A 26,492-nucleotide genomic window follows, 5' to 3' on the forward strand; every position below is an offset into this window, starting at 1 on the left:
CACCCCCCCACCGGCTGTCCCCGACCTCACCCAACTGATGGTTGGCCTGCGCGGGGGCTAAAACCCCCCCCCCCCCCCCCCCCCCAACCCCCCGCGGGGGGCCGGAGCCCCCCCCCCCGGCCCCGCCGTCGTCGAACGTTCTGAATTACTGCAGGTGATCCACGAGCTTGTCAGCGATGCCCGTGTACTTACCCGGGGTCAAAGCGAGCAGGCGAGCTTCGGCGTCAGCGGAGAGGCCGAGGCCCTGCACGAATTCCTGCATGCGGGCGCCGTCTACGCGCTGGCCGCGCGTGAGGTCCTTGAGGCGTTCGTACGGGTTTTCCATGCCTTCGACACCGGCGATTGCCTCGGCGCGCATGACCATCTGGATGGCTTCGCCCAATACTTCCCAGTTGGTGTCGAGGTCGCCGGCGAGGACTTCCTCGGCGACATCAAGGGCTTTCAGGCCCTTGGCGACATTGGAAATGGCCAACAGCGAGTGGCCGAAGGCGACGCCGATGTTGCGCTGCGAGGAGGAATCCGTCAGGTCGCGCTGCCAGCGGGAGGTGACCAGCGTGGCGCCCAGGGTATCCAGGAGGCCGTTGGAGATCTCAAGGTTGGCCTCCGCGTTTTCAAAGCGGATGGGGTTGACCTTGTGCGGCATGGTGGAAGAACCCGTGGCGCCGGCAACCGGAATCTGGCGGAAGTATCCGATGGAGATGTAACTCCAGATGTCCGTGCAGACGTTGTGCAGGATGCGGTTGAAGCGCGCGATGTCGGCGTAGAGCTCGGCCTGCCAGTCGTGGCTCTCGATCTGCGTGGTGAGCGGGTTCCACGTGAGGCCCAGGCCTTCCACGAACGTCTTGGCGACGGCTTCCCAGTCAGCGCTCGGCACGGACGCTACGTGCGCTGCGTAGGTGCCCGTGGCGCCGTTGATCTTGCCCAGGAATTCGGTCTTGGCGATACGTGCCAGCTGGCGGTTAAGGCGGTGCGCGATGACAGCCAGTTCCTTGCCGAGCGTGGTGGGGGTGGCGGGCTGGCCGTGCGTGCGGGAGAGCATCGGTACAGAGCGGTTTTCTTCCGCCATGGCTTCGATCTGCTGGACGAGGGCAGCGGCGTTGGGAAGCCACACGTCCTCGACAGCACCCTTGATGCCTACGGCGTAGGAGAGGTTGTTGATGTCCTCTGACGTGCAGCCGAAGTGCACCATGGCCGTCAGGTTCTCGATGCCAATGGCCGGCAGGCGACGGCCGATGTAGTACTCAACAGCCTTGACGTCGTGGACCGTGACGGCTTCGATCTCGGCGAGTTCGTTGACCGATGCGGCATTGAAATCGGTGACGATGGCTCGCAGCTGTGCGATTTGCTCATCGGACAGCGGGCCGGCGCCGGGCAGGACGGACTGGCTGGTCAGGTGGATGAGCCACTCGACTTCAACGTGAACGCGATCGCGGTTGAGGGCAGCCTCGGACAAGTAGTCCACGAGGGGTGCGACGGCGGCACGGTAGCGGCCGTCGAGGGCGCCAAGGGCGAGAGGTTCGGAAGCGAGGGACACGCGAGGGGATTCAGCCATGGTGCCTATTCTTTCATGTTCCGCCATGGTGCCCGAGTCGGTGACGGCCGCTATGTGGACGACCCTCTGGTTATCCACATACGCGACGGCCGCGCTTCCGCTGCGCTCTGCCGCTCCGTAGCGTCGAGCCTACCGATCAGCAGAACAATCGATGGAGTACCCGGACATGAGCGTCGGCTTGATGCCTGCAGCCAACCCGCCCACTTTCGACCCCCTGGAGTGTGCTTCCCGAAGCCATGAAGTTCAGCGGCTCGCTTGGCGCATCAAAACGTGCGTGGACCAAGCGGACACCGTCCTTGCCTCCCTGCGGCGGGCGCAGATGGACCACTGGCTCTCGCCCGCGGGACGTGCTTACCGGACCACTATCGCCTTGCACGCTTCGGCGCTGATGCGTGCCCGGGAGTCGTTGGATTCCGCAGTTGCCGTGGTGCTCCGTCACTCCCAAAGCGTGTCCGTCACGGGCAAGAGGGGTCCCTGATGTCCGACGCAGCTCCTGTTGGCGCCGGCGAAGCGCCCCTGCCGCTGCCCCCGGCTCCGGACGGGATCCTGGCGATCCGGGGCGGGGTCGCAGGGATGTCGTTCCAGCTTGAGGAACTGCTGAGGGGCGCCAGCGTCCTTGATGACGCGGTCCAGCAACTCCTGGATGTCGAGGCAGAAGCACGTCGGGTTCAGGATGAGTTGGAACCGTTCCTCTACGACTCCTACGAGACTGGCTGCAACGCCATCAACGCGGTGGCAGAGAGCCGGAAGGAAGTGGGGCGCGTGCGCCAGGAGTTGGTGGACGTCAGCGCAAGCGTGCGGGCCAGCCACCGGGACTATGTGGAGACGGAGGCCAAAAACGTTCTTCCGCGGGTCCTGACTCTGGACGAGATGAGGTTGACCACGTCGATTTTGCCCCCGAGCCGCGAAGTCGCGCACAATCTCGCCACCATGGTCCTTCCCTTCTGGGCGGGTTCACGCGGCGTCATTCGAGGCATTCTGGAATCGCCACTACGTCCGGAAATGCGGCCAAGACCGGTGAGTATCGGGAAGACCAACGAATCGGTTGAGTACGTGGAACCCTCCATGGGAGAAAGCCTGCGGCGTCTCGAGAGGCTGCATGCACGGAACGACGGCGAAATTGAGGTCATTCACTTCGATAACAACGGATCGTCCTCATGGATGGTCCTCATTCCGGGAACCCAACCCTCGTCACCCACGACAAATCCCCTTGACATCCAAGGAATCGGCGAGGCGCTGGGCTACGACTCGGAAGAGGTCGTGCCTGCCGTTGGCCAAGCGCTCCATGAGGCGGGTGCTGCGGCCGGGGATCCAGTGGTGGCAGTGGGGCATAGCCAGGGCGGCGTTCACGCCATGAATCTCAGTCGGAACAAGGCTTTCCTCAATGAGTTCGACCTTAAGTACGTGCTGACCGCTGGAGCTCCTGTCGGTGGCATCACAGCGGAGCCCGGCATCAGTTCACTCCACTTGGAACACGTTCAGGACTGGGTCCCGGGAGCCGATGGCCGGATAAATCCCGACACAAAGGACAGGGTGACTGTGACCCTGACCGACGAGGTCAGGACACCCGAGGGGGAAGACCCTGGCCTGGGGCCGGGACATGACCAGGGGAACTACGCGGCAGGAGCAGAGCTGGTAGAGGCGAGCCAGGACGAGTCGCTGGCCGCTTCGACTTCCGTGTTCGCGGGCGTTGTGGGTGCGGGCGGGATGGCCAAGGTGACGCGGTTCAAGCTGGAAAGGGCGCCCACGCCAGTCCGGCTGTCCGCGGTGCAGCCTGATTCACTTCCAACGGTCCGGGACACGAAGAAGGGCGCTGGGACTCGGTAGTGCTTCAAGCTGCGGAGGACGAATGCCTGCTGCTAGCGCTTGCGGGCGCCAGGGATGAGTCCAGCCACCATCGAAATAATGCTGATGATGATCGAGGCCAGGATGGCCGTCCAGAAGAAGGAGTCCAGGGTGAGGTGGACCGGTGTGAATGTACTCAGCCATGCGGTCAGGTACAGCATCGCGGCGTTGATGACGATCGTGAAAAGGCCAAGCGTCAGGATGGTCACCGGGAGCGACAGCAGCCTGACCAAGGGGCGGACGAAGGCGTTCACTACACCGAAGATCAGCCCGATGAAGAGGTACGCGAGAACTATGCCGGCAGTGTCTGCGCCTTGGGTGAGTCCCGCGTTGGTGGCGGCCTTCTCGGTTGCCGTGGTGGTGATATCCATGCCTTGCAGCAGCCAAGTTGCCACCCAGAGGGCAAGCCCGTTAATCAGGACGCGAATGATGAATGAACCCATGGCCCCATGGTTTCACACGGACCTGTTAATCGGCTCAGCATTAGCCCTCAGCAGGCAAGTAGGCTTGAAGCCATGACTACTACTGACAACGCACCGGAGGGCGTACTCCCTCGTCCGGTCGTGGACAGGCTCCCCAAGTACGCGGCAGGTAAACCCCCTGTTGCGATCGAGGGCCTCACCAGCTACAAATTGTCGTCCAACGAGAACCCGCTGCCTCCGATTCCTGCAGTGTTGCAGGCAATCGCTGACCAGTCCGATATCAACCGCTACCCCGATCCCCTCGCTACCAAGCTGCGGAACTCGCTGGCCGGTTTCCTGGATGTCCCCGCTGACGATGTCGTCACCGGTGCGGGCAGCCTCGGAGCCCTGAACCAGATCCTCGCAACGTTCGCCGGGCAGAACGACGACGGCAAGCAGGACGAGGTTATCTACGCCTGGCGTTCTTTCGAGGCATACCCCATCTGCGTCGGTCTCGCCGGTGCAGCCAGTGTCCAAATCCCTTTGCTGGCTGACGGACGCCACGATCTTGAGACCATGGCGTCGGCCGTCACGGTGCGCACCAAGGTCATCCTCCTGTGCACCCCAAACAACCCCACCGGTCCAATCCTGACGGCAGAGGAAACGGAGCGCTTCATCCAATCGGTACCGCCCAACGTGGTGGTGGTCATTGATGAGGCGTACCAGGAATTCGTGCGGGATGCGGACGCGGTGGATGGGATCAAGCTTTACCGCAACTATCCCAATGTCGTGGTTCTGCGGACCTTCTCCAAGGCCCATGGCTTGGCCGGTTTGCGGGTTGGGTACAGTGTCTCCGGGCCCTTGCTCACCCAGCACCTGAGGGTCACGGCCACTCCCTTTGCCGTTTCCCAAATAGCGGAACGCGCCGCCGTTACCTCTATCGAGAATTTCGATCAGGTTGTGGAAAGGGTACAAAGCCTGGTGAATGAGCGGGATCGGGTTACTGCTGGCCTGCGGGAACTTGGTTGGTTTGTTCCCGAAGCCCAGGGCAACTTTGTTTGGCTGAATCTCGGCGAGCACAGTGGCGAGTTTGCGGCGCTGGCAGCTGAGCAGGCCTTGTCCGTGCGGGCATTCGCAAACGAAGGTGTCAGGGTGAGTATCGGAGAGGTCGAGGCCAACAGCCGATTCTTGAAACTCTGTGCAGGTTATACAAATGCACCGCTGGGTTCCTAGCGGTTAACAAATGCGCCAACCTTACTTACTGCCGATAAAGTAAGGGACGAAAGCCAAAAGTATGCCCGTTCCGGAATGCATTCCGGAACGGGCATATATCCCAGCGACAGACATTGCCCGGCGCTCCCGCCGCGGCAAGCAAGGAGACGGAATGGGCTCGACACAACTGCCCCCCGGGACGGAAGAAACTCTCGCGGCAACCTCCGCGGCAGCAGCCGCGCCAGGCGAACCGGTGGAAATGGTTCAGTTGCTAGGCCCCGACGGAAAGCTGGGTACCGACCCCGTCTTCTCGGACTACGCCAAGCGGATCGACCCTGAGAAGCTGCGTGTTTTCTACACGGACATGGCCAGGATCCGTCGGTTCGACCAAGAGGCCACTGCCCTGCAACGCCAGGGTGAGCTGGCACTGTGGGTCCCGCTGACCGGCCAGGAGGCTGCTCAGATCGGGTCCGGCCATGCAAGCCAACCCCAGGACTACATCTTCCCCACCTACCGCGAACACGGTGTCGCGCTGGTCCGCAACGTGGACCTCGCCGAGCTGCTCAAGCAGTTCCGCGGTGTGTCCAACGGTGGCTGGGACCCCCGCGAGAACAACTTCCACCTTTACACTTTGGTCCTCGCGGCGCAGACACTCCACGCAGTGGGTTATGCCATGGGTATCCAGCGGGACCAGAAGCTCGCGGCCGCCACGGACTCGAACGACCCCAAGGCCGCCGTCATTGCCTACTTCGGCGATGGCGCCAGCTCCGAAGGCGATGTCCACGAATCCATGGTTTTCGCTGCGTCCTACGACGCACCAGTGGTGTTCTTCTGCCAGAACAACCACTGGGCCATCTCGGTGCCCACCGAAGTGCAGACGAAGGTTCCACTGGCCAATCGTGCAAAAGGGTACGGGTTCCCCGGAATCCGGGTGGACGGCAATGATGTCATCGCCGTCCACGCCGTCACCGAGTGGGCCTTGGAGCATGCGCGCGAGGGTCGCGGGCCGGTGCTGATCGAGGCCTACACCTACCGGGTGGGCGCGCACACCACCGCCGACGACCCCACCAAGTACAGGGAGTCTGCCGAGGAAGCTGCCTGGCGCGAAAAGGATCCGCTGGACCGCTTGGAGAAATACCTGCGCGCCGAGGGGCTTGCAGACGAGGCCTTCTTCGACCAAGTGAAGGCCGACGGCGATGAGCTGGCCAAGTACGTCCGCAGCACCACGCATGGCCTTGAAGTTCCGGACATCCGGGATGCCTTCGCCAGCGTCTACGCGGAACAACACCCGCTGATAGCGGAGGAACTGGCCTGGTTCGAGGAATATTCGGCAGGCTTCGAAAGCGACGAGGAGACAGCTAACTGATGGCAACCATGACCATTGCGAAGGCCATCAATGAGGGTCTCCGCGCATCACTGACGAGCAATCCCAAATCCCTGCTCATGGGTGAGGACATCGGACACCTGGGCGGCGTTTACCGTGTCACCGACGGCCTCATCAAGGAGTTCGGCGACGAACGCGTCGTGGACACTCCGTTGGCAGAGTCGGGCATTGTTGGCACGGCAATCGGGCTGGCCCTGCGCGGGTACTCGCCGGTGTGCGAAATCCAGTTCGATGGCTTTGTCTATCCAGCCTTCAACCAGATCACCACGCAGCTGGCCAAGATCCACTCCCGCAGCCTCGGCAAGCTCACCGTTCCTGTGGTCATTCGCATTCCGTATGGCGGAGGCATCGGCTCGATCGAGCACCACTCGGAGTCCCCCGAAGCGCTGTTCGCCCACACCGCCGGCCTGCGCATCATCTCGCCTTCAAATGCCCACGATGCCTACTGGATGATCCAAAAGGCCATTGAGTGCCAGGATCCGGTGATCTTCTTCGAACCCAAGCGCCGCTACTGGCTCAAGGGCGAGGTGGATGTCGAGAACGCCGGCCTTTCGGAGGATCCGTTCAAGGCGCACGTTGTCCGTGAAGGTACCGACGCCACGATTGTGGCCTACGGACCGTTGGTGCCGGTTGCGCTTGCGGCCGCCAACGCTGCGACGGAGGACGGGCGAAGCATCGAGGTCATCGACCTCCGCTCCATCTCACCACTGGACTTCGACACCGTGGAAGCTTCGGTCAAGAAGACCGGGCGCTTGATCGTTGCCCACGAGGCCCCCACCTTTGGAGGTATTGGAGGCGAGATCGCAGCGCGTATCAGCGAGCGGGCGTTCCTTCACCTGGAAGCTCCCGTGATCCGTGTGGGCGGGTTCCATATGCCTTATCCCGTTGCCAAGGTGGAAGAGGATTACTTGCCGGACATCGACAAGATCCTCGAAGCGCTCGACCGCTCCCTGGCCTACTAAACCGCCCTGATCCTGCCGGGCTTCGCGGCCTGGTAACCGGAAATCGAGGACCACTGTGACTGTAAAGAAATTCAACCTGCCGGACGTTGGCGAGGGCCTGACCGAGGCCGAGGTAGTGGCTTGGAAGGTCAAGCCGGGCGACGTCGTTGCCATTAACGATGTCTTGTGCGAGATCGAGACGGCCAAGTCGCTCGTAGAGCTGCCCTCGCCCTTTGCGGGCACCGTCACGGAGCTGCTCGTCGATGAAGGCATCACGGTTGAGGTCGGCACGGCGATCATCGCTGTTTCCGAAGGCCAGGAGGGTGAAGGGACGCCAGTTGCCCCTGAGTCACCGGCCGTCGAGATGCCCCTCTACGGCAAGCTCCCGGCCGACGACGACGATAACCGTCCGGCCGGCGGTCCGCTGGTAGGTTCAGGACCCAAGGCCGACGCCGTCAAACGCCGTGCGCGCAAGCGTCCGGCGGGCTCGGTTGAGGCAGCTGCCGTCGCCGAGAACGCCGAAGGCACGGTCCAGGACAACCAAGCCGTACTGGCCGCCAAAGCAGCCGAATCCCCGGTCTCGCATCGTACGACGCCGGCACGCGCCGCCGTCGAGCCCGTCGCCCCGGCGCCGGTCCTCCAGGCCCCGTCCACCCAGGTTCCTGCCCCACAACAGCAGACCCCGCAATCTTCTGTCGGGCAGACGGCAGCATCCCGCGGCGCAGCGATTACTGGCACCATCAGCGGCCTGGTCAACAAGGTTCTCGCCAAGCCTCCCGTGCGCAAGTTTGCCCGCGACCTCGGAATCGACCTCGCCGATGTGGTGGCAACGGGGCAGCGCGGCGAGGTGACCCGCGAAGACCTGGTGAGCTACCAGGCACAGCGCGACGCCGAGCACGATCAGGCGGATTCTTTCTGGGGTGCGTCCAAGAAGCCGCAGGACCAGCGCGTGGAGCGCATGCCGGTCAAGGGCGTCCGCAAGGCCACGGCCAAGGCCATGGTGGATTCAGCCTTCTCGGCTCCCCACGTCAGCATTTTCGTGGATGTGGACGCCAGCCGCACCATGGAGTTCGTCAAGCGCCTCAAGGTTTCCCGCGACTTCGAAGGCATCAAGGTCTCGCCCCTGCTCATCCTGGCCAAGGCCGTGATCTGGGCTGCGGCCCGCAACCCCAGCGTCAACGCCACCTGGGTGGATGATGCCGACGGGAACGGAAACGCCGAGATCCAGGTCAAGCACTATATGAATCTGGGTATCGCCGCTGCAACCCCGCGGGGACTCATGGTCCCGAATATCAAGGACGCCCAAGACCTTTCGCTCAAGGAATTGGCCCTGGCGCTCAACGAGTTGGCCACCAAAGCCCGCGCGGGGAAGACGCAGCCTGCTGAGATGCAGGGCGGAAGCCTGACCATCACCAACATCGGCGCCCTGGGCATTGACACCGGAACACCCATCATCAACCCGGGCGAAGTTGCCATCATCGCGTTTGGAACCATCAAGCAGAAGCCCTGGGTTCTGGATGGCGAAGTTATTCCGCGGTGGATCACCACGCTTGGCGGCTCATTCGACCACCGCGTGGTGGACGGCGATCTGTCGGCGCGATTCATGGCCGACGTTGCGGCGATTCTCGAAGAACCGGCGCTGTTGCTTGACTGACCGGAAAGCTGCTGCCCCAACCTTTTCCGGATTGGAGGCGCCGGAAACCGGCCACCTGCCTCCTCAGCTGGTGACGGGGCCCTGGCGCACGGTTGCCCGTGTGCTGACGGAAGTGTTCCAACCGCCAATTGTCGTGTTGGTGCTGTTGTTGATCAGCCCTGCAATCGAACCGGGTTTCCCGGGGACAATGTGGTTCGGACTGCTTGCGGCCCTGTTCGTCTGTGTCCTGCCACTGGCGTACGTATTGGTAATGGTCAAATTGGGCAGGATCACGGACCACCATGTCAGCGACCGGCGCCAAAGGCCAGCGTTGCTGTTGATGGCCCTGGTGTCAGTGGTGGTCGGGCTGATGGTGTTGCAGCTGCTGGATGGACCGGCGAGCGTTTCGGTGATGATCATCGCTCTCATCGGAGGCATCGCCGTCTTGGCGGTGGTGAGTGCCTTCTGGAAGATGAGCGGGCACGCGTCTGCCCTTGCTGCGGCCGCCGTCATTGTCATTTCGATGTTTGGACCAGCCTGGCTGCCGGTGCTGCTCCTGGTACCTGCAGTGGGCTGGTCTCGTTTGGTCCTGCGTGCCCACACCCTGGGCCAAGTCATCGTGGGCTCGCTGTTCGGCGGAGTGGTGATCGCAGGATTGTGGTGGCTCCTGCGGGAGTGGATGCTCTAGGCACTGAGCCTTAAGGGGCACCGCCTCACCGGTCACCGCCTAAAGGGTCACCGTTCGCCCGTTCCGGACAACCCGCAGCGGGGCAGGCCTGTCCACCACCAACTCAGGGATTGAAGCGGCTGCGAATTCCAGTCGATCATCGGACCCGGCGTCGGAGAAGCCGATCACCGCTGCCGATCCGACGAGTTCTGCCCCGGCGGTGGTAGCGATCCGGAAACAGCGTTCGAGTTCTGCATCGGTCAAGGCGCCGGTGCGGTAACCCAGGAGGTGTGCACGGTCCATCATGCTGCCCGTGCCGTAGGGTGACCAAGCATCGCGGACACCGTCTGATCCGAGGGCAACCTTGACCCCATGGCTCTCCATGAGATCCAGCGTGGGGACGGGATCTGCACCGAGGGCACATGTCGCCATCCACATCCCGGCCTCCGCCATTGCGTCCAGGGTGGCCCCAAGCTCCGGGTGGGCGGTATCGCAGAGTGCGAAGGCGTGCCCGATCGTGACACGCCCCTGCATGCCCTCCGCCAAGGTACGCTGCGCGACCGCACGCAGCTGGGCCAGTCCTTCCGTGCCCCCATCGTGGAGGTGGATGTCCAGGTCCCTGCCATGCTTGTTCGCGATTCCGAAGACGGCGTCCAGATGGCCGTGGAGGTCTCCGTCCAGCGTCGCAGGGTCGATGCCGCCCACCAGGTCGGCCCCTTCCGACAGTGCGGCCTCCATGAGGTCCCGCGTGCCGGGATTGCTCAGCAACCCGAATTGCGGGAAAGCCACGATCTGGACGTCGAGGTAAGGGGCCAGCCGCTCAGCAGCTGCCCTGACTCCGTGGATATTCTTGAGGCCGATTTGCGTGCCTACGTCCACGTGCGCCCGCATGGACATGGTCCCGTTGACAACGGCTTGCCTCATGAGTGAGTAGGCGCGCTCCTCAACATCATCGGGAAACGAAAGCTGCGCCTTCAGGTCGTTCCCGATGAGCTCCGCCAGCGTATGAGCATGTGGGCGGGACAACCACCGGCCGCCCCAGGTGGTCTTGTCCGGATGGATGTGTGCGTCCACGAACCCTGGCGTCAGCAAGGGAGGATGCCCTCCGGGCCCGTGGCCATGAGCCTTCGCCGGCATTTCGGGTGCAGTCATTGAGGGTCCTCTCGTGAACCACTACGGTATACCAAAATCCATAAACGTTGAGTTCCAAGGAATGCTACACGGCACCTATAGGCGCCTATGTCAGCATCAATCTCATTAGATTCTAGATTTGGCATACCAAAACCTGTACATGAGCGACGCCCTCGCCTAATCTAATGAACAACATTCATTTATGTGATGCGGATCGCATCGAGGAGAACGCCATGCACACCACCCCAACCAGCGCACCGGAGGCTCCTGCATCAGGGCCTACCCTCAAGCGTGTCCTTGGCTTGCCGTCACTGGTCGCCTTCGGCCTGACCTCCATGGGCATTCTGTCCGTGGTGGCGGTGTACGGCGCCGGGACCGAGATCAGCGACGGGCATCTGCCGGCCGCCTACATGGCGGCCCTGATCGCAATGCTGTTCACGGCCCACAGTTACGGCCAGATGGCACGCCACGTTCCGGTGACCGGCGGCGCGTATGCGTACGCTTCCCGCGCCTTCGGCAAGCCGGTGGGCTTCCTTGTGGGGTGGGCCATGATGCTGGATTACGTATTCCTGCCCATGGTGAACTTCCTGCTGTTTGGCCTCTACCTCAACAGTTTGCTGCCCGGCATACCGCCTCAGCTGGCAGTCTTGGTGTGTCTTCTGGTGGTGGGGCTTTTCAGCGTGATCGGCGTTGCCTGGATCAAGAAGATGAACTTCGTGGTGGTGGCCGCATCGGTGCTGGTCATCCTTGTTTTCGTTGTTCTGGCAGTACTCAACGCCCCGGACCTTTCGGTCCAGAGCATCATCCGTCCGCTAACCTTGGGCGACGGCGGCATAGCGCCGGTCATGGCCGCGGCGGCCATTGTCGCCTTCGCGTTCCTGGGATTCGACGGCGTCTCCACTTTGTCCGAGGAAACGAGAAACCCCAAAAGGGACGTGCCGCGCGGCATCATCCTGTCCACGCTCTTCGCCGGTTTGGGCTACACACTCTTTTCCGTGGCGGGTAGCGTCATTGCACCGGACTGGAGATCAATCGAAAACCTCGACGCTGCGGGCACGGAGCTCATGCAGCGTGCTGGCGGAGACGTGCTGATGGTGGTGTTCGTGGTGGTCAACCTCGCTGGCTTGGTTCTCTGCGGTACCGCAGCCCAGATGAGTGTCAGCCGCGTCATCTATGCAATGGGACGGGACCGAATCCTGCCCGGCGGACTCGCGAAACTCCAGCCCCGCTTCCGGACGCCGTACGTTGCCGCCTTGCTGGTATCGGCAATATCCCTGGTTGCCCTGTTCATTACATTGGAGCAAGCCGTGTACATGATCAACTTCGGGGCTTTGATCGCCTTCGCAGTGGTGAACCTGGCAACCATCAAGGTGCTGTTCTTCGAGCTGCGGAAGAGGGGAGCGAAGGGGACCCTGCGGAATCTGGTCCTGCCCCTGCTCGGGTTTGCGTCCATCGGATGGCTCTGGACGTCGCTCGCTTGGTTCACGTACCTGCTGGGAGCCGCGTGGCTTACCGTGGGCTTGGCGATCTTCTTCGTGCGCCGCCGGAAAGCGGGAGGCCACGTCGGACTGAACTTCGACGACGGCACGCGCGTCGATGGGGCCGCGCAGTCTCCCGAGGTGGCGGGCAGCCGCTAGAACGCCGGGTAACTGACCAGCAGCGCCTGAAGTTCCGTCGTCGACATGTTGTTGGCCATTTCAACGCTGATGCCCATGGCAATGGCGGCCACGGTGACCATGGCAACGCAGGCCACGGAGAGGAAACGCCAGTCCTTGCGGAAGACGCTGCCGAAGGTCTCGGGCATCTCGAGGCTGGGGGAGATCATGTTGGGGGCGCTGTCCCAGGAGCCGTCATCCAGCATCGCGATGATGCGATCGTTGCTGCGGTCGTACCGCATGGTGCTGATGTTGTTGCCGTGGCGGGCAAGGAGGATGTCGTGGCCCACGCGTTGGCGCGGCTGCAAGGTAAGCAAGAAAATTCCCCTGAAATCGAGAAGTGGATGGTGGCGCACGCCATTGGGGGCATCTCGATTTTATAACGGTTGGGATTGAAGGCAGTCCCAAAATACGCCAAACGCCGGGTGAGTCTCCCCACCCGGCGGAGTGATTCAGCTCACTTTACGGCTGGTCGGTCTTGGCAATGTAGACATCGCAAGGGGCGGTGTGGGCAACGGTGTTGGCCACACTGCCCAGCACCCGGCCCAGGCCTTGCATGCGACGGTTGCCTACAACGATCAGGCGCGCGTCCTGCATTTCTGCTTCCTTAACCAAGGCTTCGCCCGGCTTGCCGCGGGCAGCTGAGTAGGTGACTTCCAAGCGGTCATCCGTCAGCCGTTCAGCCACGGTGCGGGCCACTGCTTCAGCTTCGGCGGCGTCGGAAACGATCCACTTATCGGTGCCGATCTCGACCACCTCAGTGCGGTTGCTGTCGAAAGCACTGACCACGCGCAGGTTGGCTCCGAGGCCAATCGCCAGTTGCTGGGCAGCCTGGGCTGCCCTCATCGCCGTCTCGCTGCCGTCTACTCCGACAATCACAACTCCGGTCATTGTGCTGCTCCTTCATTGGTGGCTGTGATGGCTTCTGCCAAAACTGGTGCCAAGCGGCGGACGCCTTCGGCAATCGTATCCGGGGGAACGGCACTAAACGCGAGGCGGAGCTTGTTTGAGGGTCCGTCAGCGGGGGAGAAGGCCGCACCGGGGATGAAGACCACACCGGCGTCGATGGCCTTCGCGAGCAGCGGGTAGGTGTCTACTCCTTCGGGCAGGGTGACCCACACGAAGAACCCGCCATCCGGCCGCGTCCAGGTCAGGCCGTCCGGCATGTACGCGTCCAGTGCGGAGAGCAGTGCCTTGCAGCGTTCTGCATAGAGCTCACGGTAGGTGTCGATCTGGCCTTGCCAGTCGTACTCGCGGAGATATGCCGAGACGAGCATTTGGTTCAGCGGCGGCGGGCAGAGCGTCACGGCCTCGGATGCGAGGTAGAAACGCCGCTGCAAGTGGGCCGGAACAAGTGCCCAGCCGATCCGGAGCCCGGGTGCGAAGATCTTGGAGAAGGAGCCAAGATAGATCACATCGCCCGGGTTGGCCGCGCGCATGGGGGCGATCGGGCGACCGTCGAAGCGCAGGAGTCCGTACGGGTTATCCTCCAGCACAATAATATTCGCGTCGCGGCATATATCTACGATCCGCTGCCTGCGGTCCTCCGCCAGCGTGATTCCGGAGGGATTGTTGAAGTTGGGGATGGTGTAGAGGAACTTGATGTTCTTGCCCTCTGACTGGAGCGCCGCGATCCGGGCCTCCAGAAGCTCCGGCACCAGGCCGTCGTCGTCCATTTCGATCGGTTCCACCTGTACCTGGTACGCCTCGAACGTATTCAGGGCGCCTACGTAGGTGGGGTTCTCCACCAGGACAACGTCCCCAGGGTTGCAGAAGACCTTGGTGGCCACGTCCTGGGCCGACTGGGACCCGGCAGTGATCACCACATTCTCGGGAAGGGCATCGGTGATTCCCTCGGCGGCCATGATGTCGCAGATCTGCCTGCGGAGCTCTTCGGTGCCCTGGCCGCCGCCGTACTGCAGGGCAGTCATTCCCTCTTCGGCGATGATGCGGGCGGCGGTCTGGCCGAGTTTGTCCAGCGGCAGCGACTGCAGATACGGGTTGCCGCCTGCGAGCGATACAAGGCCTGGCCGCATCGAGATGTCGAAGACGTCGCGGACAGCGGATTGCTTGATATTGGCGGCCCGCTCGGAGAAAAGTTCCTCGTGCGGGTGGGCGGCCGTGGCGGCCCGCTCAATGGCGTCGATGGCTTCAGCGGGCAGCGTTGCGCCGGCATCCAATGTTTCGTGGGTCACAGTCACAGGATACTCCTCGATGTTGCTAATGAGGCAACAGTTGTTTTCGAATCTGCCCCAGTTTCGCAGGTCACGCTTTACGCCGCGATCCGGAAGGGCTGGAATGTAGCTATGACAGCGCACCGGGGATCCGTGACCAAGGCCGAACAGTTCCACAAACTCCACGACGCCGGGCCTACGCCCCTGGTGCTCGTGAATGTATGGGACGCGGCTTCCGCCCGCGTGGTCCAGGATGCAGGGGCGACGGCGATTGCTACCTCAAGTTCGGCCGTCTCCTGGAGCCTGGGGTTCCGGGATGAGGATCACGTGCCGTGGGGGTTGGCGATGGCAGCCTTGGGGCGGGTGGTCGGCGCCACCACCCTGCCCGTGACCGCGGACATCGAGACCGGGTACGGGCGGACCGACGACGAGCTCCGGGCCACCGTCCATGCCGTCCTGGACGCGGGCGCTGTTGGGATCAATATTGAAGACTCCGGCGCCGAACCGCTCACCGGGATCGGCGAACAGTCGCGCAGGATTGCCCTCATCCGCGCCGCGGCCGATGATCGCGGGATCCCGCTGTTCATCAATGCACGCACGGACACTTACCTCTCCGGCCGCTTCCCGGACGCTGCATATGACGAGACGCTGCGGCGTGCCGAGTCTTACCTCACTGCCGGCGCTGACGGAGTTTTCGTGCCCGGAGTCGTGGATCTGCATGTCCTCCACGAGTTGTCCAACCGGATTCCGGCGCCACTCAACGCGTTGGCGGGTGTGGGTGCCCCGTCGCCGCTTGAACTGCACGACGCCGGCGTGCGTCGCGTCAGCATCGGAGGCAGCACCGCCAAAGCGGCCTACGCCAAGGTTGCGCGGGTAGCCAAGGAGATCCTCGGGGACGGCAACTGGGCCGGCCTCGCCGGCACGCGGAGTCACGACGAGATGGACGCCCTCTTCGCAGAGGGGCCCAAATACAGCCTCTGAAGCGGCGGAAGGTACGACGGCGGCACCCGCCTTTATTGTCGGACCCCGCCGGTAGCTTTGGTCATGTGGAAGACGAGGGGAGGCTCCATGGCACGGCGTAGTGTGCAGTTCTGGCGCATGGAACAGCTGAACGGTGACGAGCTCAGCCGTCCATTTCCAGCGCGACGGGTGGCAGAGGTCCTGAAGAAAGCCCAGGATGCGGCGACGGACCGGCATTTCACCAGCGTGGACGGAACGGTGTTGCTCGCCCAGGCAGTGGCATCTTCGCCGCATCCCGTGATTCTGCTTGACCGGGTCCGGGACACCAACCTGCCCAGTGTCGGTGACGCCCTTGGTCGACGGAAACCCCTGCCACTGGCTCCGGGCGACCACCTGCTGGAGACCACGTATTTCGCGTTCCTGAAGAGGAACGTCATCGCGGTACTCACCAGCGGCAACGGTCCCCGGGCCTCACGGATGGCGGAGTACCTTGGCGGAATGCTGGGACTGGAACCAAGCCTTGTTCCGGTGGTGAGGGAGGACATCGAGGAAATCCTCACCCGGCTTGAAGTGAGCCGTTTCGAGTTCGCCCTTCCAGCAGAGCGCCTGTCGGGGAAGCTGATGGAAGGCGAATGGGCCGACGTCCTGGACAGTGCCTCCCGCCTCATGAACGAGGGAACGTTTCGCATTTCCCTCAGCGTTGGCCGGTCCGGAAAAGCGGAGGACAAGCAGCGGATCCGGGACCGCATTCAACAACTCATCGACCTCTTCCGCAGGGCAGGGTCCGTGGAGCACTTTGACTACGTCGTGGCGGAGGGCAAGGACTCGCTGACCGGCGATCGTGAGGTGGTGGATTTGCTCAAGGAGCGGTTCATTTCGCATATCGAGGTTGACCCGGACGTATTCAACGATCCGCAGAAGTCGGTGGCCGAGGCCATCGCCATCCTCAACAAGCAGGCCAGGGACAACGAGGAATTTTTCGCGCGGACCTTGCCGGACGTCAAAGGCTCGGCTGACGCCAGCCTGGTACCGGACATCGTCGCGGGCGGAATGGCCGCCGTGCGGGAAGCACTAGTGGCCGCCACAAGGCGTGATGAGGAAGCCCAGGGCGGTGCGGGACATGAGCTTGTACGAGGTTGATCTCCAGCACACAGGGCGTCGCCGGACCCTGTGGCGCTGGTTCCTGCTGCACCCCACAGCCGACTTCCTTTGGGCGGTTCTCGCTGTTGTGATCTGGCTGGGGATCGGGTTGTTGGCGCGTCAGCCGCTGATGCTGGAAGGTGTTGATGCCGGAGCCCGGCGAACCCTCTTCCAGACTCTGGCCACCTTGGCCGGTGCCACGGCAGGGTTGACCCTCACGAGTGTTTCCATGCTCATTAACGTGCTCGGCAAGAAGGCAGCGCCGGGCCAGCGGGAACTACCGTTGGAGAAGCTGTCAGCAGCCCACCGCCGCCAGATCGGTGAGGTATTCCTGTTCGCCATCCCGGGTCTTGGCCTTCTGGTGGTTGCCGCCTTGGTCACGGTTGTCCTCGAAGGAGGCGCCGCCACGGGACTATGGATTCCCGAAGCCGTGGTGTTCGTGCTGGCCTTCGCTTCTGTCCTTGCCTTGTTGCGCGTGGCGTGGGCCCTGCGGAGGGTGCTGGCGATAGCAACGGCGTGAAGGAATCAGCGCAGCGTCCGGAGGTACCTACGCCGCACCACCTTCTGCAGCACCAGGAGAGCCGGGTAGAGCACTCTCCACGGCTGCTGCGGCGCCGGCGCTGTCAGCGAACGGATGGTCAAGCTCACCTGCTCCCCATTGCGGTGCACGATGAACGCTTCTTCGCCTGAAACAGGGTGCCCCGGCAGGGTGCGGTACGCGAATCCCACCCTGTCCGGCTCTTGCACGACGGCCACAACTTCCACCGGTTCCAGCACCCGAAAGCCCAGAAAATGCGCTGTGACCAGCACCCGATCGCCGGCAGACACGGGCTCCGGTGAATTGACGGAGAACCCGCTCGCGGTCTTCACACCCCAGCGGAGCACCTGCTCCGTGGCGCGCTCCCAGACCTCATCACCATGACCCACCACGGCACACACGTCCGAGCGGCGGTACCCGCCATCAAACCGTGGCCACACGTGAAGTTCAGGACTGGTCATGCAGCGTTTCCCCCCCATCAAGATGTCCCCCAAGCCTATGCTCACCGCACGCTCAAGGCCTCGGTCAATGTCCGGCCGTTGACGTAGATCTCGGCCCGCGACGCTCCGCTGGCCGACACGATGGTGTGCGTCAGTTGCGCTTGGATGCGCGGAATGTCGCACACCCCTCCGGGCCTCAATGATCCGCTGAGGTTCACCACTACGGTGGCCCCGCTCATGTAGCCGGACAAGTAGCGCAACGAGGAACCTGCCAGTGCGTCGTAGAGTGCGGCATCACTGTCCACGGGCATTCCGGCTTCCAGCAGTCTTCCCAGAGCAACGGTCAGGGGATCGCCGGGCACAGCCACGCCGCGGACCGGAACCAGGCTGTCGTTGCAGCCGAAGCGCACGCCGCGGGAGCCGCCGTCGTCGATTGCCACGTAGTAGACCGCCGGCCCCGAGGTGTCTGCATCCACGGGGACCACGGTGGCGGTTGGTGAAGGTTCGGGCGCGCTGGTGCCCGGTTCGGGGGAAGGCTCGACGGCGGAACCTGGCTCAGTTGGAGAGGCCGAAGGAGGCGCGGGGATGGCTGCCGGAGCGCTGGGAGGGGACCGCGTCGGCGTTGGTGAGGGGGCCGAGGAAACTGAGGCGGTCGAGGGAGGTGCGGCGGGTACGGCAACAGACGGAGTGCCAGGCGTGGAAACTATGGGCGTCATGCTGGCCGAAGCAGTCACGGAAACCGTCGGCAAAGGACGGGCACTTGCGGGCCCTGCGCCTTCGGGACTGGCCGGAATCGATGTACAGCCAGCCACCCCCAGGCTGAAGACGAGGCAGGCAGCGGCGATCGCCGTCGTACTTGTGAATCCCCGTCCGGCATGCATGACAGCCCGCGCTCCTGTCCGTCCACCTGTACCTCCAACGTTAGGACGCATGGGCGCAGCGCAACATGCCGCTACGGTGACGGTTCGGACAAGAGTTGATCACGCTGAAGCCGGCAGCGGTCCGGCGACGCGTGGGAAGGCAAATGCCCCCGTCCCGCAAGCTGCGGAACAGGGGCATCAGAAGCGAAGAGACTAGGCGGCCGCTTCTTCTTCCTGGACGGCCGTCAGGGGCTCGAAGATGCCCTTGATCTGCTCAACAACCTCGGCGTCGTCCTTCGGGTGCAGTTCAGCGAAGCGGATCATGGAACCCGGGACAGCCAGCTTGACATCTTCCAGGACCTTGGCGCCGGCGATGCCCACAGCCTTGCGGGCTTCGTCCTGCGCCCACACGCCACCGAACTGGCCAAAAGCGGTTCCGACGACGGCGGTCGGCTTGCCGGAGAGGGCGCCGGCGCCGAACGGGCGGGACAGCCAGTCAATGGCGTTCTTCAGCGATGCGGGCATGGTGCCGTTGTGCTCGGGGGTGACCAACAGGATCGTGTCGGCTTCGGCTGCTGCAGCGCGGAGGGCGGCAGCTTCGGCGGGGACCTGGCCTTCGACGTCGATGTCTTCGTTGTAGAAGGGGATGGTGCCCAGTGAGCCGTGGATTTGCACGTCGACGTTCTCGGGTGCGTTCAGCTGGATGGCTTCGGCGAGCTTCTTGTTGTGGGAATCGGCGCGCAGGCTGCCGACGAGGGTAAGAACTGTGCTCTTGGACATGGTGTCTCCTTGTGTCTGGCCCAGTCCCTCGCGGAACCGGACCTGCGGTAACTGGGCTGTGGAGCCTTCACCGATACTAAACGGACCACGGTCCGCTTTCTATTCCCGGGGTCTAGAATATTTCTGTGAGCTCGATCCCAATCCGGCCGGACGTGCCCCTTGGTGCGCCGCACGAGCGCAGTGACGCAGCGAGGAATCGTGAGCGCTTACTCAACGCTGCCCGGGACTTGGTGGCTGAGTTCGGCGCCGAAGCGCTGACCATGGATGCACTCGCCTGCAAGGCCCACGTGGGCAAAGGGACCGTGTTCCGCCGCTTTGGCAGCAGGGCGGGGCTCATGATGACTCTCTTGAGCGATTCTGAGTCTGAGTTCCAGCACGGCTTCATGTTCGGTCCACCACCCTTGGGTCCGGGCGCACCGCCCCTCGAGCGGCTGATGGCGTTTGGAGAAGGCCGGATCTATTTCGTCCTTGAAAATGGTGAACTCCTGAAGGCCGCGGGTGCTGCCACGCGCAACAGGTTCGACGTTCCGGCCACCAAGCTCTCGCATCGCCACATGGAAGTCCTGCTTCGGGAGGGTGGTATCGCCGACCCTTGGGTCATGGCGATGTCACTCACCTACGCGCTGGATCCCGAGCGGATAGTGGACGACGTCCGCGTTCGAGGCATTTCACCCACACGCCTGACCGACTCCTGGCGCGAGCTGATCACGCGCCTCCTGCGGACGGCCTAGCGCCGCAGCCCTCCCGCCGAACCTGTTAGCGCCCCCATCGCGGCCGCCATGGGCGTATCAGTGTCTCCAGGGTCGGAAGCGTGACGCAGTCTGCACATAACAATCTGGCTGCAGGCGCGAAACTGAGGGCAGCGAAGCAAAACGTGAAGCAGTTATTGTGGTAGTTTCCTCTTGAATGTGACGCATGCCATACAGGGCTGGTGATCACTGAAGGGGTGCGGGGGACCCAACAACCCGCTGCGCCAATTCGTAGCTGACGCCGGCCACAGCCGGGAACCGCGGAAGGACGAGCATTGAGTTTTGCCACGATTCGGGGCAGCCACCCGACATGCTGAAATATCTGATGAAGCGGTCGGGCATCTACCTGATCATGATCTTCCTGACCACAAGTGCCGGCTACTTCCTGGCAGTCTCAACGCTCAAGCCCGCAGTTCTCGAGCAAGAGAAAATTCCGCGGCCAACCCCTGAACAGGTAGCTGCGTCTTTCCGTGGACTGGGCTTGGACCCGGACTTGAACCCTTGGGAACGCTACATCCACTGGCTCGGTGGCATCATCACCCGCTGGGACTGGGGCCGCAGCCCGAACGGCGCGTTCGTCAACGCCGAATTCGCCGACCGCGTGCTGGTTTCCACCCGGCTGTTCATTGCTTCGATCATCCTGACGCTGGTCATCGGCGTCGCCCTCGGCGTCTATTCCGCCGCACGCCAGTACAAGTTCCAGGACCGTGTCATCACGTCCTACAGCTACCTGGTCCACATCCTCCCGGCACCCATCGCCTACTTCCTGGTGCAGCTGGGTGCCATCAGCGTCAATGAGGCCGTAGGCGAGCGCATCTTCTTCGTCACAGGAATTTCGACGCCGGGAATTGAGCCAGGCTGGCCCGCGTTCGTTGATCTTGTGGCCCACTACGCCGTGCCCACCTTCGCCATGACCATCTTCGGTTGGGCGGGCTACCAGATCGCCCAGCGGCAGTACTTGCTTGACAACGTCAACGCCGATTTTGTCCGCACTGCCCGGGCCAAGGGGCTGACCCGGAACCAGGCGATCAGGAAGCACGCGCTGCGCGTCTCCTTCATCCCAGTGGCGCAAAGCATCGCGTTCACCATCCCGGCAATCTTCACGGGCGGCTTCTTCGCCGAGGCCATCTTCGCCTGGCCGGGCATCGGCCTGTGGAGTATCCAGTCGATTGGCCTGCAGGACGTCAACGTGGCCACGGCCACGCTGGCCTACGGCTCGGTGATCTTCGCGATCGGCGCGATCCTTGCCGACTTCGCCACCACGCTGGTCGATCCGCGAGTGAGGGTCCAGTAATGACCAACATCATCGATCCCATCGCGGAAATCGACGAGGCCAGGGTAGCTGACCAGGACGTCGTCATTGGGAAGTCCCGGATTATCTTCCGTCGCTTCATGCGGAACCGGACCGCCGTCGCCGGTCTGTTCGTTTTCGTAGCGTTGTTCCTCTTCTCCATCTTTGGCGGCTTCCTCACGCCGTGGGACAAGGACACTCTTGATCCTCTGAACATCGGCATGCCGCCGTCACCGGACCACTTGCTCGGTACCACGCAGGCTGGCATCGACCTCATGGCACTCATAGTGGACGGCACTCGGACCTCCATTCTCATCGGCCTGATCGTGGGCGGCTTGTCCGTGCTGATCTCCGCCGTGTATGGCTGCACCATGGCGTTCTTCGGGGGCAAGGTGGACGCCACCATGCTGTTCATCCTCGAAGCACTCATCATGATGCCCGCCATCCTGGTGGTGGCCGTGGCAACCAGCGGAAGCGGTGGCCTGAAGGACCTTCCCAGCTGGCTCCTGCTGGTGATCGTCCTGCTGTTCTTCAGCTGGATGGGCACCGCCCGCCTGGTGCGCTCGCTGTCCATGTCCCTGATGCAGCGCGACTACGTCAAGGCCGCCAAGTACATGGGCGTCCCGTCCCGGCGTATCGTCTGGCGTCACCTGGTTCCCAACATCGGCTCGTTGCTGGTCCTCGACTTCACCCGTGGCATCACCGGGGCAATCCTTGCCGAAGTCGCCTTCTCCTTCATCGGCATCGGCATTAAGCTCCCGGACGTCAGCCTCGGCGTCCTCATTGGGCAGGCCACGGGCCAGGTGTCCTCCTTCCCGTGGATGTTCTGGGTACCGCTGACTGTCATGTTCCTGCTGACCGGCTCGCTGGCCATGATGAACGACGGCCTCCGTGACGCCTTCGACCCCAGCTCCAGCTCCATTGGCCGGGCGAAGACCAAGACCGCAAAGAAGACCAACAAATGAGCACCAACACCACACCCGCCGAGCGCCTCCGCGACGCCGGACTCTACGCACCCGGCGACGCTGTCCTCAGCGTCCGCGACCTGAACGTGCGCTTCAACTCCGAAAACGGCGTGGTCCACGCCGTCCGTGGAGTGGACTTCGACCTCATGCCAGGCAAGACCCTGGGCATCGTGGGGGAATCCGGCTCCGGTAAGTCCGTGACGTCCATGGCCATCATGGGGCTCCTCCCGGAAACTGCGGACATCACCGGCTCGGTGCGCTTCAAAGGCAAGGAACTCCTGGGCCTCAGCGACAAAGCCATGTGCAAGCACCGCGGCAACGACATCGCCATGGTGTTCCAGGACCCACTGTCCTCGCTCACCCCCGTCTACACGGTGGGCACCCAGATCATCGAGGCACTGACCGTCCACAATCAGACCATGAGCAAGCAGGCCAAAGAAGCCCGCGCCGTCGACCTCTTGCGCATGGTGGGTATCCCGAGCCCCAAGGACAGGCTGAAGGCTTTCCCGCACGAATTTTCCGGCGGCATGCGCCAGCGCGTCATGATCGCCATCGCCATCGCCAACGATCCGCGGGTACTCATCGCCGATGAACCCACGACGGCGCTCGACGTCACCATCCAGGCGCAGGTGCTGGAAGTCCTGCACACCGCGCAGGAGGAGACCGGCGCCGCCGTCGTCATGATCACGCACGACCTCGGCGTCGTTGCCGGCATGGCCGACGACATCATGGTCATGTACGCGGGCAAGCCCGTGGAAACCGGCACGGTGGAGGACATCTACTACAACCCGCGGATGCCGTACACGCTGGGCCTCCTCGGCGCGGTTCCGCGAGTAGACACGGCCACCAAGCAGTCCTTGGTTCCCATTGAAGGGACTCCGCCCAACCTCGCCCTGCCGGTGACGGGCTGCTCGTTCGCGGCCCGTTGCCCCCTGGTCAGCGACGCCTGCCTGCATGGCGAGCCGGAGCTGTTACCCGTGCCCGGTGTTGAGGGCCAGACGCTGGGGCATAAGGCAGCGTGCATCAAGTCGCAGGAGCTGTCCAACGACGCTGACGCCCACAGGATCTTCCACGCGCCGCCCAAGCCCATCTCAAAGTTCGACGGCGTTGCCCGCGTCGAGCGCGACAAGGTCCTGGAACTCAAGGACGTGAAAAAGCACTTCCCCTTGCTCAAGGGTGCGCTGATCAAGCGGCGGATCGGCACGGTCAAGGCCGTGGACGGCCTGAGCTTCGATATCCGCGAGGGTGAGTGTGTCTCCATCGTGGGTGAGTCCGGCTGCGGCAAGACCACCACGCTCCTGGAGATTATGGAATTCCACCCGGACCAGGTGGGCGAAGTGATCATCGGCGGCGTCAGCAACAAGGTGGCCACGGATCACAAGACCAAGATGGCCATGCGCAAGGAAATGCAGATGGTGTTCCAGGACCCCACAGGCGCCTTGGATCCGCGTTTCACCGTGTATGAAGTCCTGGCGGAACCCCTTGAGAACTTGGGGATGCCCAAGGCCGCCATCAAGAAACGCATCATGGAACTCATGAAGCTGGTGGGCCTGCAGCCGGACCACGTGAACCGCTTCCCCAACCAATTCTCCGGCGGCCAGCGTCAGCGTATCGGCATTGCCCGGGCGCTCGCGGTCAATCCCAAGCTCGTGGTCCTGGACGAACCGGTCTCTGCCTTGGACGTCTCCGTCCAAGCAGGGGTCATCAACCTGCTGGACAAGCTCCGGGCCGAACTGGGGCTGAGTTACCTGATGGTGGCCCACGACCTTTCGGTGGTCCGCCACATTTCAGACCGTGTGGCCGTGATGTACCTGGGCAAGATCGTGGAAACCGGCGACGTGGACGACGTCTTCGACAACCCACGCCACCCCTACACCAGGGCCCTGCTGTCCGCCATCCCGGTGCCGGACCCCAACCTGGAGCGCACCCGCGAACGCATCATCCTGCAGGGTGACCTTCCCAGCCCGTTGGATGCGCCCAAGGGATGCAATTTCGCCACGCGTTGTCCTGTGTTCGCCGCGCTACCTGCCGCGAAGCAGGAGAAGTGCCTTACTCTGGAGCCGCCACTGGCTTCTGAGAAGGAAGGCGCGCAGGACTTCGCATGCTTCTTCCCGGACGGAGAGATAGATGCCGACATGCTGGTGGTGCATGCCTGACGACATATGACGCATTTGAAATGAATCCCTGGTCTCAACTCGCAAATGAAATTCCAGTCGTAAACATGAAGGGCAAACCATGAAGAAATACACGACGATCGGCGGCGTAGCGCTCGCAGCGACGCTCATGCTGACCGCTTGCGGCGGGGGAACGCCGTCGGGTCCGGCCTCGCAGAAGGCCGAAGAAGCAGGCGGTGACATCAGCAAGCTGATCAGCGTCAACGCCAAGGAAGCAAAAGACCTGGAACCGGGTGGCACGGTCACCCTTGCTGTCGGCAGCATTGGTCCGGACTTCAATGGCTTCTCAAATGTGGGCAACAGCGCTGACAATTCGGCCCTGATGACTCCCGTCAACACTGCCTCCATCAACAGCGGTGGCATTGGCGGCTGCTGGAAGCTGGACTTCGATGGCAAGGCAGAGCCGAACAAGGACTTCTGCGAAGACGTCAAGAGCGAAGTCAAGGACGGCAAGCAGACCATCACCATCAAGGTCAACGACAAAGCGACGTGGAACGATGGTACGCCCATCGACGTCAAGACGTTCGAAAACACTTGGAAAATGCTCAAGGGTGAAGACAAGTCAATCGACATCGTGACCGCTGGTGCTTACGCTTTCGTCGATTCAGTCAAGGCAGGTGCCAACGACAAAGAAGTCATTGTCACCACTACCCAGCCGGTCTTTCCGTTGGAAGGCCTCTTCTTCGGCTTGATCCACCCGGCCATCAATACCCCCGAGATCTTCAACACGGGGTTTGCAGGCAACATGCACCCCGAATGGATGGCGGGACCTTTCAAGGTGGAGAACTACGACACCACCGCCAAGACGGTCACCATGGTGCCCAACGACAAATGGTGGGGCCAGAAGCCGGTCCTCGAAAAGGTCATCTGGCGCCAGATGGAGCCGAGCGCAACCATCGCTGCGTTCAAGAACGGTGAAATCGACGCAGCCAACGGCCGTACCCTGGGCCGCTACAAGCAACTCGAAGGAACCACCAACTCCGAGGTCCGCCGCGGTCAGCGCCTGTTCGCCGGTGGTCTCAACATCAATGCTAAGCGCCCGGCTCTGACCGACGTCGCAGTACGCCAGGCGATCTTCACCGCCGTCGACCGCAAAGCGATCCGCGATGTCCGCTTCAACGGCCTGAACTGGTCCGAGGAAAGCTCCGGCTCCATGATGCTGATGCCGTTCTCCGAGTACTACCAGGACAACTACCCTGTGAAGGACACCGGCACTGAGGCTGCCAAGAAGGTCCTGACCGACGCTGGTTACACGGCCAACGATAAGGGCATCATGGCGAAGGATGGCGTCCCCGTCTCCTTCAAGATCACTAACTTCGGTGACGACCCCACCACGGCTGCAACCTCGCAGACCCTGCAGAAGCAGCTCCAGGCCGCTGGTATGGATGTGTCCATTGACCAGCGCGGTGATGCTGACTTCGGCAAGGTCATCGGCGGACGCGAGTTCGACGTGACCATCTCCGGTTACACCGTGGGCGCGGATGCCACTGATGCCGTGAAGCAGTTCTACGACTCCGCCACTAACGAAAACGGCTTGGGTGATGCTGAGCTCGACGCCGAAATCACGCGCTTGGCAACCATTGCTGATGACAAAGAGCGCAACAAGGCCGCCATGGACGTCGAGAAGAAGCACATGGAGAAGTACTTCTCCATGGGTACCGTGCTGAACGGCCCGGAGATCCAGTTTGTGCGCACAGGCCTGGCCAACTACGGCCCGTCCCTGTTCAAGAGCCTCTCCAACGTTCCTGACTGGACCACCATCGGCTGGGAAAAGGGCGCCAAGAAGTAGCCTCCCCGCTGTAAGTTCCTGAAGGCCGGGAGCTTCCCTGAACCTGTTGACCGGTTCGGAGAGGCTCCCGGCCTTCGCCGTCCCCACGCTCTCTCACCTTTTGAACTGCTCCCCTGAAGTTGGACTGAGAATTTCAGTTCCGATTTGAGGGGAGCAGTTTTATGTGTTCGCGTAGTTCTTTGTCTGTGGTGCAGCGGGTGTCGGCTGTAGC

At 62.8% G+C, this 26,492-nt stretch carries 25 protein-coding genes; 16 read left to right on the forward strand and 9 right to left on the reverse strand.

Features of this window, described 5'->3' with window-relative positions:
* Window positions 1-145: 145 nt before the first annotated feature.
* Window positions 146-1,552 carry an adenylosuccinate lyase gene (purB, locus tag LN996_RS18825; protein WP_231341912.1) on the reverse strand — a complete coding sequence of 469 codons (1,407 nt, stop codon included), beginning with the start codon at window positions 1,550-1,552 and terminating at the stop codon, window positions 146-148.
* Between the two features lie 166 nt (window positions 1,553-1,718).
* Here purB and LN996_RS18830 point away from each other — a divergent pair, with 166 nt between their 5' ends.
* Together LN996_RS18830 and LN996_RS18835 are read left to right on the forward strand one after the other, a co-directional pair.
* Window positions 1,719-2,030, forward strand: coding sequence for a hypothetical protein (locus LN996_RS18830; RefSeq protein ID WP_231341913.1), 312 nt, complete (start codon window positions 1,719-1,721; stop codon window positions 2,028-2,030).
* A complete protein-coding gene (locus LN996_RS18835) occupies window positions 2,030-3,379 on the forward strand; it encodes a hypothetical protein (protein WP_231341914.1) in 1,350 nt (449 codons plus the stop codon). The genes LN996_RS18830 and LN996_RS18835 overlap by 1 nt, the downstream gene beginning before the upstream one ends.
* A gap of 32 nt (window positions 3,380-3,411) precedes the next feature.
* Here LN996_RS18835 and LN996_RS18840 read toward each other — a convergent pair whose 3' ends face one another.
* Complete coding sequence (locus LN996_RS18840) at window positions 3,412-3,840, reverse strand: phage holin family protein (RefSeq protein WP_090824234.1); 429 nt, start codon at window positions 3,838-3,840, stop codon at window positions 3,412-3,414.
* Between the two features lie 72 nt (window positions 3,841-3,912).
* Between LN996_RS18840 and LN996_RS18845 the strand changes: the two genes are divergently transcribed.
* The 5 genes from LN996_RS18845 (at window position 3,913) to LN996_RS18865 (ending at window position 9,656) form a co-directional block, all read left to right on the forward strand.
* Window positions 3,913-5,031, forward strand: coding sequence for a histidinol-phosphate transaminase (locus tag LN996_RS18845; RefSeq protein WP_231341915.1), 1,119 nt, complete (start codon window positions 3,913-3,915; stop codon window positions 5,029-5,031).
* 151 nt (window positions 5,032-5,182) lie between these two features.
* Entirely contained in the window at window positions 5,183-6,376 is a 1,194-nt protein-coding gene (pdhA, locus tag LN996_RS18850; protein ID WP_231341916.1) for a pyruvate dehydrogenase (acetyl-transferring) E1 component subunit alpha, read from the forward strand.
* Window positions 6,376-7,356 carry an alpha-ketoacid dehydrogenase subunit beta gene (locus tag LN996_RS18855; RefSeq protein ID WP_159706430.1) on the forward strand — a complete coding sequence of 327 codons (981 nt, stop codon included), beginning with the start codon at window positions 6,376-6,378 and terminating at the stop codon, window positions 7,354-7,356. The genes pdhA and LN996_RS18855 overlap by 1 nt, the downstream gene beginning before the upstream one ends.
* A 55-nt stretch (window positions 7,357-7,411) precedes the next feature.
* Window positions 7,412-8,989 (forward strand): dihydrolipoamide acetyltransferase family protein, encoded by a 1,578-nt coding sequence (locus LN996_RS18860; protein ID WP_231341917.1) that lies wholly within the window; start codon window positions 7,412-7,414, stop codon window positions 8,987-8,989.
* A 70-nt stretch (window positions 8,990-9,059) separates the two neighbouring features.
* Window positions 9,060-9,656: a phosphatase PAP2 family protein gene (locus LN996_RS18865; protein ID WP_231341933.1), complete on the forward strand. Its 597-nt coding sequence runs from the start codon at window positions 9,060-9,062 to the stop codon at window positions 9,654-9,656.
* 39 nt (window positions 9,657-9,695) lie between these two features.
* Here the strand turns inward: LN996_RS18865 and LN996_RS18870 are convergent, their stop codons facing one another.
* Complete coding sequence (locus LN996_RS18870) at window positions 9,696-10,787, reverse strand: amidohydrolase (protein WP_231341918.1); 1,092 nt, start codon at window positions 10,785-10,787, stop codon at window positions 9,696-9,698.
* 212 nt (window positions 10,788-10,999) lie between these two features.
* On the opposite strand from LN996_RS18870, the gene LN996_RS18875 reads away from it, so the two are divergent.
* A complete protein-coding gene (locus tag LN996_RS18875) occupies window positions 11,000-12,403 on the forward strand; it encodes an APC family permease (RefSeq protein WP_231341919.1) in 1,404 nt (467 codons plus the stop codon).
* Here the strand turns inward: LN996_RS18875 and LN996_RS18880 are convergent.
* The 3 genes from LN996_RS18880 to LN996_RS18890 all read right to left on the reverse strand — a co-directional run bounded on the left by LN996_RS18880 (window position 12,400) and on the right by LN996_RS18890 (window position 14,616).
* Window positions 12,400-12,711: a hypothetical protein gene (locus tag LN996_RS18880; protein ID WP_231341934.1), complete on the reverse strand. Its 312-nt coding sequence runs from the start codon at window positions 12,709-12,711 to the stop codon at window positions 12,400-12,402. The genes LN996_RS18875 and LN996_RS18880 overlap by 4 nt on opposite strands.
* 172 nt (window positions 12,712-12,883) lie before the next feature.
* On the reverse strand, window positions 12,884-13,312 hold the full coding sequence (locus LN996_RS18885; protein ID WP_231341920.1) for a universal stress protein: 429 nt from the start codon (window positions 13,310-13,312) through the stop codon (window positions 12,884-12,886).
* Complete coding sequence (locus tag LN996_RS18890; RefSeq protein WP_231341921.1) at window positions 13,309-14,616, reverse strand: PLP-dependent aminotransferase family protein; 1,308 nt, start codon at window positions 14,614-14,616, stop codon at window positions 13,309-13,311. Before LN996_RS18890 ends, LN996_RS18885 begins: the two co-directional genes overlap by 4 nt.
* Window positions 14,617-14,727: 111 nt before the next feature.
* Between LN996_RS18890 and LN996_RS18895 the strand changes: the two genes are divergently transcribed.
* The 3 genes from LN996_RS18895 to LN996_RS18905 all read left to right on the forward strand — a co-directional run bounded on the left by LN996_RS18895 (window position 14,728) and on the right by LN996_RS18905 (window position 17,215).
* Entirely contained in the window at window positions 14,728-15,576 is an 849-nt protein-coding gene (locus LN996_RS18895) for an isocitrate lyase/phosphoenolpyruvate mutase family protein (protein ID WP_231341922.1), read from the forward strand.
* Window positions 15,577-15,663: 87 nt separating this feature from the next.
* Window positions 15,664-16,695: a hypothetical protein gene (locus LN996_RS18900; RefSeq protein WP_231341923.1), complete on the forward strand. Its 1,032-nt coding sequence runs from the start codon at window positions 15,664-15,666 to the stop codon at window positions 16,693-16,695.
* The gene (locus tag LN996_RS18905) at window positions 16,676-17,215 is read left to right on the forward strand and encodes a hypothetical protein (RefSeq protein WP_231341924.1); all 540 of its coding nucleotides are present in this window, start codon (window positions 16,676-16,678) and stop codon (window positions 17,213-17,215) included. The genes LN996_RS18900 and LN996_RS18905 overlap by 20 nt, the downstream gene beginning before the upstream one ends.
* Window positions 17,216-17,220: 5 nt before the next feature.
* On the opposite strand, the gene LN996_RS18910 is transcribed toward LN996_RS18905, so the two are convergent.
* The 3 genes from LN996_RS18910 to LN996_RS18920 all read right to left on the reverse strand — a co-directional run bounded on the left by LN996_RS18910 (window position 17,221) and on the right by LN996_RS18920 (window position 19,313).
* Window positions 17,221-17,694: a DUF1990 family protein gene (locus LN996_RS18910; RefSeq protein WP_231341925.1), complete on the reverse strand. Its 474-nt coding sequence runs from the start codon at window positions 17,692-17,694 to the stop codon at window positions 17,221-17,223.
* Between the two features lie 41 nt (window positions 17,695-17,735).
* Complete coding sequence (locus tag LN996_RS18915) at window positions 17,736-18,554, reverse strand: GerMN domain-containing protein (protein WP_231341926.1); 819 nt, start codon at window positions 18,552-18,554, stop codon at window positions 17,736-17,738.
* A 192-nt stretch (window positions 18,555-18,746) separates the two neighbouring features.
* A complete protein-coding gene (locus LN996_RS18920) occupies window positions 18,747-19,313 on the reverse strand; it encodes an NAD(P)H-dependent oxidoreductase (protein ID WP_231341927.1) in 567 nt (188 codons plus the stop codon).
* Window positions 19,314-19,438: 125 nt separating this feature from the next.
* Between LN996_RS18920 and LN996_RS18925 the strand changes: the two genes are divergently transcribed.
* From LN996_RS18925 to LN996_RS18945, 5 genes are all read left to right on the forward strand, one after another.
* Window positions 19,439-20,044 (forward strand): TetR/AcrR family transcriptional regulator, encoded by a 606-nt coding sequence (locus LN996_RS18925; RefSeq protein ID WP_231341928.1) that lies wholly within the window; start codon window positions 19,439-19,441, stop codon window positions 20,042-20,044.
* Between the two features lie 328 nt (window positions 20,045-20,372).
* Window positions 20,373-21,356 carry an ABC transporter permease gene (locus LN996_RS18930; protein WP_231341929.1) on the forward strand — a complete coding sequence of 328 codons (984 nt, stop codon included), beginning with the start codon at window positions 20,373-20,375 and terminating at the stop codon, window positions 21,354-21,356.
* A complete protein-coding gene (locus LN996_RS18935) occupies window positions 21,356-22,318 on the forward strand; it encodes an ABC transporter permease (RefSeq protein ID WP_231341930.1) in 963 nt (320 codons plus the stop codon). Before LN996_RS18930 ends, LN996_RS18935 begins: the two co-directional genes overlap by 1 nt.
* Window positions 22,315-24,474: an ABC transporter ATP-binding protein gene (locus LN996_RS18940; protein ID WP_231341931.1), complete on the forward strand. Its 2,160-nt coding sequence runs from the start codon at window positions 22,315-22,317 to the stop codon at window positions 24,472-24,474. Before LN996_RS18935 ends, LN996_RS18940 begins: the two co-directional genes overlap by 4 nt.
* 79 nt (window positions 24,475-24,553) lie before the next feature.
* Window positions 24,554-26,281: an ABC transporter family substrate-binding protein gene (locus LN996_RS18945; protein WP_231341932.1), complete on the forward strand. Its 1,728-nt coding sequence runs from the start codon at window positions 24,554-24,556 to the stop codon at window positions 26,279-26,281.
* The last annotated feature ends 211 nt before the right edge of the window (window positions 26,282-26,492 follow it).

The organism is Arthrobacter sp. AK01 (genome assembly GCF_021109375.1).
In the GTDB taxonomy this organism is placed as follows: Bacteria; Actinomycetota; Actinomycetes; order Actinomycetales; family Micrococcaceae; genus Arthrobacter.